9 protein-coding genes are annotated in these 11,834 nt (G+C 42.6%); 3 read left to right on the top strand and 6 right to left on the bottom strand.

What is annotated here, in order from left to right; genetic code table 11:
* Positions 1-258: 258 nt before the first annotated feature.
* Positions 259-798 carry a porin family protein gene (locus U1P77_RS11280; RefSeq protein ID WP_321155076.1) on the bottom strand — a complete coding sequence of 180 codons (540 nt, stop codon included), beginning with the start codon at positions 796-798 and terminating at the stop codon, positions 259-261.
* A 305-nt stretch (positions 799-1,103) separates the two neighbouring features.
* Here U1P77_RS11280 and U1P77_RS11285 point away from each other — a divergent pair, with 305 nt between their 5' ends.
* Positions 1,104-2,342, top strand: a complete 1,239-nt coding sequence (locus tag U1P77_RS11285; protein ID WP_321155077.1) for an 8-amino-7-oxononanoate synthase — start codon at positions 1,104-1,106, stop codon at positions 2,340-2,342.
* A 71-nt stretch (positions 2,343-2,413) separates the two neighbouring features.
* Positions 2,414-3,250: a methyltransferase domain-containing protein gene (locus tag U1P77_RS11290; RefSeq protein ID WP_321155078.1), complete on the top strand. Its 837-nt coding sequence runs from the start codon at positions 2,414-2,416 to the stop codon at positions 3,248-3,250.
* A 176-nt stretch (positions 3,251-3,426) separates the two neighbouring features.
* Here the strand turns inward: U1P77_RS11290 and dnaK are convergent, their stop codons facing one another.
* Together dnaK and grpE are read right to left on the bottom strand one after the other, a co-directional pair.
* Entirely contained in the window at positions 3,427-5,376 is a 1,950-nt protein-coding gene (gene dnaK / locus U1P77_RS11295) for a molecular chaperone DnaK (RefSeq protein ID WP_321155079.1), read from the bottom strand.
* A 319-nt stretch (positions 5,377-5,695) separates the two neighbouring features.
* A complete protein-coding gene (gene grpE / locus U1P77_RS11300) occupies positions 5,696-6,301 on the bottom strand; it encodes a nucleotide exchange factor GrpE (RefSeq protein ID WP_321155080.1) in 606 nt (201 codons plus the stop codon).
* A 513-nt stretch (positions 6,302-6,814) separates the two neighbouring features.
* Here grpE and U1P77_RS11305 point away from each other — a divergent pair.
* Entirely contained in the window at positions 6,815-8,119 is a 1,305-nt protein-coding gene (locus tag U1P77_RS11305; RefSeq protein ID WP_321155081.1) for an alpha/beta hydrolase, read from the top strand.
* A gap of 62 nt (positions 8,120-8,181) precedes the next feature.
* Here the strand turns inward: U1P77_RS11305 and U1P77_RS11310 are convergent, their stop codons facing one another.
* The 3 genes from U1P77_RS11310 to U1P77_RS11320 form a co-directional block, all read right to left on the bottom strand.
* Positions 8,182-9,354 carry a metallophosphoesterase gene (locus U1P77_RS11310; RefSeq protein WP_321155082.1) on the bottom strand — a complete coding sequence of 391 codons (1,173 nt, stop codon included), beginning with the start codon at positions 9,352-9,354 and terminating at the stop codon, positions 8,182-8,184.
* Between the two features lie 173 nt (positions 9,355-9,527).
* Positions 9,528-10,622 (bottom strand): metallophosphoesterase, encoded by a 1,095-nt coding sequence (locus U1P77_RS11315; protein ID WP_321155083.1) that lies wholly within the window; start codon positions 10,620-10,622, stop codon positions 9,528-9,530.
* Between the two features lie 219 nt (positions 10,623-10,841).
* Positions 10,842-11,822 carry a TIGR01777 family oxidoreductase gene (locus tag U1P77_RS11320; protein WP_321155084.1) on the bottom strand — a complete coding sequence of 327 codons (981 nt, stop codon included), beginning with the start codon at positions 11,820-11,822 and terminating at the stop codon, positions 10,842-10,844.
* Between the last annotated feature and the right edge of the window lie 12 nt (positions 11,823-11,834).

The following is an 11,834-nucleotide window of genomic DNA, read 5'->3' on the forward strand; positions in this document are numbered from 1 at the left end:
CAATACGGTATTATCATTTATAGCTAAAGACTACTTAGTTTATAAAGACAGATTTTTTAAGCACAATTAGGCACAAAAAAAACGACCACATTGAGTGATCGTTTTTTTGTTTCTACTGAGTATTTAATATCATTAGGAAGCTAATATTATTAAACTATATAGCAATTATAGGAAATATATTATTATATTTATTAAGCTATATTTTTATAGTGCCATTTACCCATTTTACTTAGCTGACATGTAGTCAAATAAGTAATTTTAGAATTTTAGATGAGCACCAACTGTCATAAGATCTGCATCACTACCTAACATGTCATACTCAGCTTCAACACTGAAGTCAGGATTGACTGAATAACCTACACCTATACCACCGGCAAGGCTGGTATCATCTTCTGAAAAGGGAACTCGATTACCACCAACTGTATAATCACCTTCTACTTCAGTTTTGGCAATACCCAGTTTACCTTTGGCATATAGTGCGGTATTTGGGAAGGCGTAGCGGTAGGTACCATAGGCACCATAAGTCTTCGCATCGATATCGCCGTTATAGTAGTCAGCGTCATCGGAACCGACATACTCGACTTCCATACCGAAATTAGGATCGAAGTTATAACCACCGTAAACACCATAAGCCGTTGGATCATCAGCATTATTAACATCTAGGTCAAACTGACCAACTTTTACACCAACGTATGGCTGACCAGTGTAGCCGTTACCATAAGAGACGGCCGCTTGCGCACTGACACTTAACAAAGAACCAGCTGCTAGTGCGAGTAAAGTTTTTTGTAGAATTTTCATCGTCATCTCCTTAAAATCAATTTTGACAAACAAGTTATTTATTTATTTACACAGGCTGTTATAGCCATATCGCCTTGTCTGCTAACGATGTATACATAGTAACAAACTATTTCGTAAGCTCTGTCAGTGTTTAATAGTATAAGAGTTAACTTTTGCAAGTATTTCTCATTACTAAGGTTACAAAGGCTTAGATATGAAACTTTTTGTTACAAATGCTAGATTCGTGTAATACTCTCTATCTATTTAGAGATATTTTAACGGCTATCAAGTTTGAATATAGAAAAAACATCAAAGGACAACCGCAAATGGCCAACCCTATCACCACTCGTTTACAAGAATCGCTTGATTCTCTCAAAGTCTCTCAGCAATACCGCCAGTTGCCTAACCTTGACCATCAAGGCCTTTATGTTACTTATAAAGAAAAAAAACTACTGAACGTTGCCAGTAACGATTATCTGGGACTAGGAGGCGATAGTGAATTGCAACTGGCATTTTTAACTCAGATACAACAGCAGTCAATACCTAAAATGAGTGCCACTTCCTCGCGGCTATTGACGGGCAACGACAAACAGTTGCAAGCACTTGAGAGCGAGTTGCAACTGTGGTATCAGGCAGCAGTAGGCAAACTCAGAGTTAACTTACCTCCAAAATCTGCTTTAGTAGTAAACAGTGGCTATCATGCCAATATTGGTATCTTGCCTGCATTAACTGCTTTGCCCGTCAAAACGCTTATCTTAGCGGATAAGTTAGTGCATGCCAGTATCATCGATGGGATACGTCTCAGCCAAAGCAAGCTGTGCACTTATCAGCGCTATCGACACAATAATTATCAGCACTTGGCGCTTATGATTGAGCAAGCTGAGGCTACCGTTGAACGGATTATTATCGTTACCGAAAGCATCTTTAGCATGGATGGTGACCGCGCCGACTTACATAAATTGGTACAACTAAAAGCTGCAGACAGTCGCATTGAGCTGTATGTGGACGAGGCGCATGCCGTTGGGGTGTTAGGCAATCAAGGTTTGGGATTGGCAGAAGAAACCCAAACGCTAGCGGATATCGATTACTTGGTCGGCACTTTTGGTAAGGCTTTTGCCTCAGTCGGTGCTTATATTCTTTGTGATGACGTGGTCAAACAGTGGCTGATTAATCACATGCGCCCGCTTATCTTTAGTACCGCGTTACCACCGATCAATCACGCATGGACGCGCTTTATTCTAGCGAAAATGCCACAGTTAAATAATCAACGCGAGCATTTATCTACGCTGACCTTACAGCTTAGACAAGCGATTGATCCACAATACAGGGTATCGTCAACGATACCCGAAACAACATCACAAATGACATATAATTCGCCAATTGTGCCCTATATATTAGGTGATAACGCCAGTGCTATTGCTAAAGCACAACAGCTGCAAGATGCTGGGTTTTATGCCTTGCCCATTAGACCGCCCACTGTTCCTGCGAACACCGCTCGTATTCGATTGGTGATGAATGCCGCGCTGACCACCCAAGACTGCGAGCGGCTAATACAACAGTTATAACTCAACCGCTATAATAGCTACTTCCGTCATATTATTAAGCAACAATAGGCTTACTGGGATTCAATAAACCTATGGAAAATCATTCTGCACCGTACGATCTCAGTATTAGAAAGCAGACCATCGCTCATCATTTTGCCCGTGCTAACAATTATGAAAGGCACGCCGATGTTCAGCAGCAAGTCTGTCAGCTTTTATTAGCCAGTATTGCCCAAGATAGCCAAGAAAGCGTGCTAGAGATTGGCGCGGGTACGGGGCAGATGACCCGCTTACTAGCGGCCCACCTAAAGAGCAAACGCTGGCTCATTAATGAGCTAGCCGCTCAGCAAACAGCGACTTTACAGTTACTATTACCAGTAGCAGAAATAACCATTGGCGATGCTGAGACCATGGATTTAGGGGATACACACAGCTTGATTATTAGTGCCAATGCGGTGCAGTGGTTTGATGAGCCATTGAGCTTCATTCAGCAATCGTATGCGCGCCTCCAATCTGGCGGGCAGCTACTATTTAATACTTTTACTGCCAATAACTTTTTACAAATTAAAGCGCTAACAGAACAAGGGTTAGCGTATCCCTCTATCGAAGCATGGCAACTGGCATTAAAGCACGCTGGCTTTGAGAAAGTTCAGTTATCGACCCATCGTTTCGATTTGCCATTTGCACGTCCCTACGATGTGCTTAAACACATGAAGCTGACTGGGGTCTCTACCAACCAAACTCAGACAGCTATTGAAACGCAGGACCAATCTACACACAAATCAGTGAGTAAACCTTTTTTTTGGACGAAAACTCGTTTACAACAGTTTGAGACTGCCTATTGGCAGCAATTTGCAGCGCAAGATGCCAATGGTCAGCCCTGTGTCAATCTGACTTATGAAGTGCTTATGGTCAGTGCTTTTAAGTCATAAAACTATCGCTTTCCGATCTAACGTTTTTAGTTACCGTAAGCGCCTTTATCTTAGCCATAAAAAAACGCACCTCGAAAGGTGCGCTTTTTATTCTTAACTATTACCAGCTTTTAGAAACTAAGTTTTTAGAGACTAAGTTTTTAAGAAATTGCTTTTAAGAAATTGTTAAAAAAAAACTACTTCTTCTTCTCTTCTTCGTCTACTTCAGTGAACTCAGCATCAACCACGTCATCATCAGCTTGGCTGCTATCAGCGGCTGCATCCTCGCCGTCTTGGAACTGGCTTGGATCCATACCTTCAGCACCAGCGCTCGCATCACCATAAATCTTTTGGCTAACGGGCAAGAAGGCGTTGTCTAATGCTTCAAGTTTGGCTTTGATATCGTCATGATCGTCTTCTTTCGCCGCCATTTCAAGCTCAGAGATAGCGGTTTCTACTGATGATTTTTCGTCATCAGACACTTTATCCTCCGCATCTTTTAGCGCTTTTTGTACGGCATGAATACGACCATCCGCTTCGTTACGTACTTGCGCAAGCTCTGCGAATTTTTCATCTTCAGCAGCGTTGGCTTCAGCGTCTTGTACCATTTGTTCGACTTCTTCATCCGACAAGCCAGAATCCGCTTTAATCTGGATACTTTGTGCTTTACCAGTACCTTTATCAGTCGCTGAGATGTTCATGATACCGTCAGCGTTAATGTCAAAGGTTACTTCGATTTGCGGTAGGCCACGTGGTGCTGGTGGAATGTCAGTTAAGTCAAAACGGCCAAGCTGTTTATTTTGGTTCGCGATTTTACGCTCACCTTGATAGACCTGAATGGTCACTGCTGGCTGGTTGTCTTCAGCGGTTGAGAAAACCTGTGATTTCTTAGTAGGAATCATCGTGTTTTTCTCAATAACTGGCGTCATCACACCACCCATGGTTTCGATACCAAGGGTCAACGGCGTCACATCAAGAAGCAATACGTCCGTTTTGTCGCCAGACAATACCGCGCCTTGAATCGCTGCACCAGCTGCCACGGCTTCGTCAGGGTTCACGTCTTTACGTGGCTCTTGACCGAAGAACTCTTGTACTTTTTGTTGTACTAGTGGCATACGAGTCTGGCCACCGACTAAGATAACATCATCAATTTCACTGGTTTTTAAACCCGCGTCATCAATAGCAATCTTACAAGGGCCCATGGTACGCTCAACTAGCGCTTCAGTTAGGCTTTCTAATTTTGAGCGGCTAATCGTTACTACCAAATGCTTAGGACCATTGCTGTCAGCGGTAATGTATGGCAAGTTAACTTCAGTGCTTTGGGCACTTGATAACTCAATTTTAGCTTTTTCTGCGGCTTCTTTGAGACGCTGCATCGCTAGAGAGTCCCCTTTCAGATTGACGTCTTGGTCTTTTTTGAATTCACTAACCAAGTAATCAATTAAGGCTGAGTCAAAATCTTCGCCGCCAAGGAAAGTATCACCGTTGGTTGCCAATACTTCAAACTGCTGCTCGCCATCAACATCAGCGATTTCGATGATTGATACGTCAAAAGTACCACCACCCAAGTCATAGACAGCAATCGTACGATCGCCTTCTCTTTTATCCATACCGTAGGCAAGAGCAGCGGCAGTTGGTTCGTTGATAATACGCTTTACATCCAGACCGGCAATTTTACCCGCATCTTTAGTCGCTTGACGCTGTGAGTCATTAAAGTAAGCAGGAACGGTAACCACTGCTTCAGTAACGGCTTCGCCAAGATAGTCTTCAGCGGTTTTTTTCATTTTTTTCAAGATTTCAGCAGAAACCTGAGGTGGTGCTAATTTTTTATCGTTAATCTCGACCCAGGCATCACCATTGTCAGCTTTGACAATTTTATAAGGCACCATGCCGATATCTTTTTGCACGACTTTGTCATCAAAACGACGACCAATCAGACGCTTAATCGCAAACAAGGTTTTGTTCGGGTTAGTCACGGCTTGACGCTTGGCTGATTGACCAACAAGGATCTCATCATCTTTATAAGCGACAATTGATGGTGTGGTACGTGTGCCTTCAGCGTTTTCAATGATTTTGACTTTATCGCCTTCCATCACTGCCACACATGAGTTGGTTGTACCCAAATCGATACCTATTACTTTACCCATAATTAATTACTCCAATATGTTCTAAGTTGCTGTTTATATAAATTACTTTAAAAATACTTTACTTAAGTTACTGCTTATGTTGTTTGCTAGCGTTACTTATTCAACCCAATTAGACATAAAACTAGATTATCGCTATTGGATTAACCGTAATAAGCTAGGCTTATCAGACCATAACTGGTCACTTGTTGCTTTATATCGGTTTGCGTCGGTGTTTTTTCAAGTCATTGGCAGCGCAAATATTTTCTTTTGTGTGAATTTTTGTGAATATCCTTACTTTTAGTAGGGGCTAAACGTAATAAGCAGTCTGCTGCTTATAATACTACTGACCGACACGTACCATAGCAGGACGCAATAGGCGACCATTTAAGCTATAGCCTTTTTGCAAGACTGTACCAACGGTATCCGCTTCAGCGTCTGGGTCGATGCCCACCGCCTCATGAAAGTCTGCGTCGAACTTCTCGCCTTGTGGATCAACCGCTTCTACGCCGTTTTTATTGAGTACGCTCAGCAGTGCCTTATGAGTGAGTGTCACGCCTTCGGCAACGGGATCATTCGCATCTGCATTCTCAACTGCACGCTCTAGGTTATCCACCACTTCTAGCAGCTCTCTGGCGAATTTTTGCAAGGCGAATTTTTTGCTTTTATCCGCTTCTTGTTCCATGCGTTTTTGCGCATTATAAGCTTCGGCATTGGCGCGTGCCGTTCCTTCTTTGGCTTGCTTGACTTCGCCTTCTAGTTCAGCGATACGGGCTGCAAAGGCATCGAGGTCAATTTCGTTTTCGATGGTTTTATTCGCACCTGAGTTGGCTTGTGGATCAAATTCTTCCAAGGTTTCTTCTAAAATGCTCTCTTCACGGTCGATGTTGCTTTGCGCTGCGTTTGGGTCTTGGGTGTCAAACTGATGGTTGGGGCCTTGCTCGCTCATGATAACTCCTTATGTTTTTTAATGATTTTAATGATTTTAATGATAATAATTCTTTAATTTAAAGTCGGACGTAGTATATATTTATTGGCCGTTAAAGCATTTTTGCAAATGGGTTGCTGCTAGTCCACTCATGTTTTATGGTGATATCTTATGCTTATGTCTTATAAAGAGGACTCGATAGCTGCTTGATAAAGGTGATGAGGGTAAATTTCAAGCCTAATACGATGAATTTTTTACTTTGGATAAAATAGTTATTCTATTTAAAGTATAAGTAGCACTGTATCGTTTTTAAATTGAATCGACTATAGCTTGGTATTTTGGTTATGGTTTTGCCGTCAAGCCGCGCTTAACTTTGTAGTAAATGATTTATAATGAATAAACAATGACTAAATGGTGGTTAACTTTTACTCTAGTACTCATTACCGATTTGCTAAATCAAATAAGGACTGCTTTATCAAAACCTGTGCTAAAACAGATTAGGTTTTGATAAAACATTAACTAACAAGGAATGTTATGCCTATTTTACCACTACCATCGCTCAATATCTTAGTGACAAAAACAGTTAAGACTGTCAAAACTAAGACACCTGCAACTACCTATCAGCAGCATGCCATGCACTATATATTGAAGGGATTGGGTAAGCTACCGACACCAGCGCTTGAACGTCTTAACTACCATCTAAAAGCATCAACTGCTGAACAATATCCTCATGCCGATGCCCATTTACGCCTGATACTGGCTATTAGCAACAAGCTCAAGCAGCCATTAACATTCGAAAAGTTGCCTAAGTTAAGAAGGAGATTTGGTGCTGATGCGGTCTCATTGCAAGCGCCTAGCGTCTGGCAATCATCTGATACTGAACTAGACGTTCAAAAAAATAGAGTCAGCTGGCAAGATAAAACCATTGCTGATGCCGATGGCGGTGACATGACCGTTCGCTGTTATCAGGCTAGATCTGACGCTGCCCAGAGCCATGGACAGAACCGTCAACACAATCCTGATCAAACCGTTATGCTATTTTTTCATGGTGGCGGGTTTTGTATTGGCGATCTTGATACCCATCATGAGTTCTGTCATACCGTCTGTAAGCAAACAAACTGGGTGGTAGTCAGCGTTGATTATCGATTAGCACCTGAACACACAGCACCGACAGCGCTCAAAGACTGCATCGCAGCTTATGCCTGGCTCACTGAGCATTGTCATACGCTTGGTGCGTTACCATCGCGTATTGTTTTATCAGGCGATAGCGCAGGTGGCTGTTTGGCCGCGTTAGTCGCACAGCAAGTTACTGTCCCGAACAAAACCCAGTGGCAAGGTTTTGGTGAGGATGACCTAGCCGATGATAACTTTATAGGGATGTTGCAAGAGTTGCCAAGACCATTAGCACAGTTGCCACTCTATCCTGTTACGGACTATGAAGCCGAATATCCGAGCTGGACGCTATATGGTCAAGGGTTACTGCTTGATCACGAAGATACTGAAGTATTCAATACTGCCTATATTAAACGCAGTGACTTACCCCAATCGCATCCTCTGGTCTCAGCTATTCATGGTAACCATACACAAATGTGTCCAAGCTACATCGTTGCCGCTGAATTAGATATTTTGCGAGATGAAGGGTTGGCTTATGCAAAGGTGTTGAAGGACGACGGTATCAAGGTGCAAACTTATACTGTGCTAGGTGCACCGCATGGCTTCATTCATTTAATGAGCGTTCATAAAGGTATCGGGCGCGAGACTGATTATATTATCGATGAGTTCGCCACGTTTGTCCGGCAGCTGGTTAGCACAGAAGCGCGTGTGTTGCCGACCGAATAAAAATAAGAGTGAGTATTAAGACAGTTGTTAATGGTATTGAGATTTAGCGTTTTTAATGCATCTTAATATTCACGGATGCTTGCAGGCGTAACTTCTATACCTGTTAGCGTAATGAACCAAATCTCAGACCTTGATCCTAAGCGAAACGGTATGCCCCAAAATCCGTAGCCAGATGACACCACAAAATGTCCACGGCCAATGGCTTCATAACCGTAGCCCAAACGATTAAGGGCTTTGACAATGAAATTGGCTGGAAATATTTGCCCATTGTGCGTGTGTCCTGAGACCTGCAAATCAATCGGTAGCTCACTATGCTCAGCAATATCACTAGGTCTGTGATCTAACAGTATTACTGGCTCAGCGGTATTGACCTGCGATAACAGCTCGGTAGTCGCCACCCGCTGACGTTTGTGGTTATCAAAGCGACCAACCAACCAAATCGCTTGGCCTTGATGCTCTAAGCGCATTACCTCATCATTTAATAACTGCACGCCAGCGGCGCGTAAGGAATCACTGATTGACTGCTCATGACCGTATAAGTCGTGATTGCCAAGGGTGGCATAGCTACCGTATGGCAGACTATTGCATAATTCAGTTAAGTTTGCTGCCATATCATAAGCAGTAAACGCCTGCGTATTATCATCCATAATATCACCTGGCATCAGCAGCATATCAGCCTGATGTTGGGTAACGAGATGACGTAGCCTATCAATAGCGCCGTTACCAAATAACCGTCCTAGATGTAAATCACTGGCCACAGCGATACGTAGTTGGCCCTGCATGGGCTTATCAATATTAATTGATAATTTTCGCACTACGGGGACATAAGCGCTATATAACGTATAAATAAATAGCCCTAAAAATACTATTACAGCAAATACACGAAGCCAAAACATGACCATTTCTGAATCATTAATTGTACTATCAAGAAGTGAACTATCAAGAACCAAGGTTACTAGCCAATAACCACCATACAACAACCAAGTTGCCGCAGCAGTGAGTATTATAAAATGCATCACCAACATCCAGCCACTTACCCAGCGATAGCTATTCGCAAGTAGCTTACTAACGCTTAGCAATAATAGGCCGTTGGTGATTACGAATACAGCAACAAATACCACTGTTAATAATATTGACGTTGCCCAAGGCTGTAGCCACCATTGCAAGCTCAGTGCGGCTCCCAAACTAAACAGCTGTAACGATAAAATAATGACTGTAAAAAATATGTAGCGCATGGTCTGTCCTACTTTATAGTCATTTTATAGTCATTATTATAACAGTCTCTTTAGACTAACAATCATAACGCTACCGTTGTCACGGGACGACTTAACCTTAGCGTTTTTTTATGGAGACTCTACTGCCGTATTCTTGCATTTATAAGATTTAAAAGACTATTAGATCCTGATTTTTAATCTGCCGACTGTAAAGTAGCAGGCTGTAGTGTGATTACCCAAATTTCAGCCCGAGTGCCTAGCCTAAAAGGTACAGCACCAAACCCATAACCTGAAGTCACTAGAAACTGTGTATCGTCAATCTGATTAGCACCCTGCACTAATATTTTTCTAACCCACTGCATATAAGTATTCATAGGAAATATCTGCCCGCCATGTGTGTGCCCTGATAAATGTAAATCTATCGGTAAAGCACTTATTTCATTCGTTGATGGGAGGCTATGTTCCAAAAATACTATCGGCTTGTCTGTGTCTACCTGCGCTAATAAATCTACTGCTGGTTGACGACGCCTAGGGTCAGTAATATCCGAGCGCCCCACTAACCATACAGAGTCATCCAATAACACACTCTTGTTATCAATCACCTTTATCCCAGCACGCGTAACTGCTTGGGCAATCTCTACTTGATTGCCTGAATAATCATGATTGCCCAGTACCGCATAAACGCCTAGCGGCGCATTTAATTTTGCCAAACGCTTATGCATATTGGTCTTGTCATAATAGGCCGTACTGTCATTCATAATATCGCCTGCCAGCACCACTACGTCAGCATTTTGTGCCTCAATGAGACTGGCTAATTTATCCAACTGCCGATTGCCAAACCATCTACCCAAATGCGTATCAGATGCCAACGCTATAGTCATCGGTTTATCCAGTGGCTTATCCGTAGTTACAGTCAAACGATGAACTATTGGAGAATACGCATTAAACACTGCCAAACCAACGATACCAATAAAACTCACAGCAGCAATCGCCCGTATGAGCTTGGGACGTGCTTGCTGTTTGAGTACCTGACAATAAAACAGCGCAATAGCAGCAGTTATTAAGGCAGCATAAACCATAACGCCTTGCAAAATACTGACGACTAAATAAACATAAAAGCGGTCACGCCAAAAGTCACTCAGCCCATAAATGAGTGCAATGTTATTGAGGATAAAAACGCTTAGGACCATGCATATTTTGTTAACAGGGCGCTTTGGCTGAATCAGCCACCAGAGAATGACGCTGGTCGTTAACGCCAATAACTGGGTTAGGATGATAAAGAGCCACATAATAAAATCTAATCATATGAAGATAGCGACATCCTAAGCCAAAACCTTGTAGCTCACTATATCAATTAGGTATTTTCATCAATTTTCCACAAGTCTCAATAATTAATACTGAGTATTATTAATCTTAATGGTAACTACTCTGGCATTTATAATTGATAAACAAGCTACTTAGTTATGTTTCACATGAAACAATATCTATTTTACTGATTTACCCAATTATTATTTCTGCTCCGCTAACGCTTGCTCAAGCGTTGGCTGCTTAAACTCATAACCAGCATCAAGTAAAGCTTGTGGCAGTACCTTCTGGCCATCAATTAACAGCGTCGACATCTCACCAAACATCAGCTTGAGTAAGAAATCTGGTAAAGTAAAAAACGTCGGGCGATGCAGCCATGACCCAAGCGCTTTGGTGAAAGTACGATTAGTCACAGGATTGGGCGCAGTCAGGTTATACACCACCGCTGGCGTATCATTTTCTGTTATTAAGGTATTGTTATTAGTACTTGAGCTGCTGATCTTCTGCTCGTTGGTTTCTTCAGCAAGATGCTGCTCAATAATAAAGATAGCCGCCCCTACCCAGTCATCACGGCTGACCCAGCTCATGATTTGCTTACCGTCACCCAATTGACCACCCAGTCCCAGTTTAAAGGGTAGTAGTAGCTTACCGAGCATACCGCCTTCAGGATGAATAACCACGCCTGTGCGCACAATAGCGACGGGTACCCCATATTCAGTCGCTTTTAGCGCGAGCTGCTCCCACTCATCACATAGACGATGCGAAAAATCCGTCTTAGATTGACTACTCTCAGTCAACGGTTTATCACTTTGCGTGCCATACCAGCCAATCGCTGAACCGCTAACCAACATTTTAGGCTTCACACTACTACGCGCAATAAATTCTAGTAGCGATTCGGTAGGCTTGACCCGACTGGCAAGCAATTGCTCTTTACGCTCATCGCTCCAGCGCGAGTCAGCAATACCAGCGCCTGCGAGATTTAAAATAACATCAAAGCTTTTATCGGTCTGTGCTAGCTCATCATAAGTCATCATACTAACTGTACTGGGATGCGTCTGACTGCTATCGCGTGTTAGCCAGGTGATGTGTAAATCCTTATCCTGCGCACGATAACGTTTGATAAGCTCATCACTGAACGCGCTACCCAAAAACCCTGATCCACCACTGATTAAAATATTCATCATCTCTTATCCTTA

Origin of the sequence: Psychrobacter sp. LV10R520-6 (assembly GCF_900182925.1) — a bacterium.
GTDB lineage: Bacteria > Pseudomonadota > Gammaproteobacteria > Pseudomonadales > Moraxellaceae > Psychrobacter.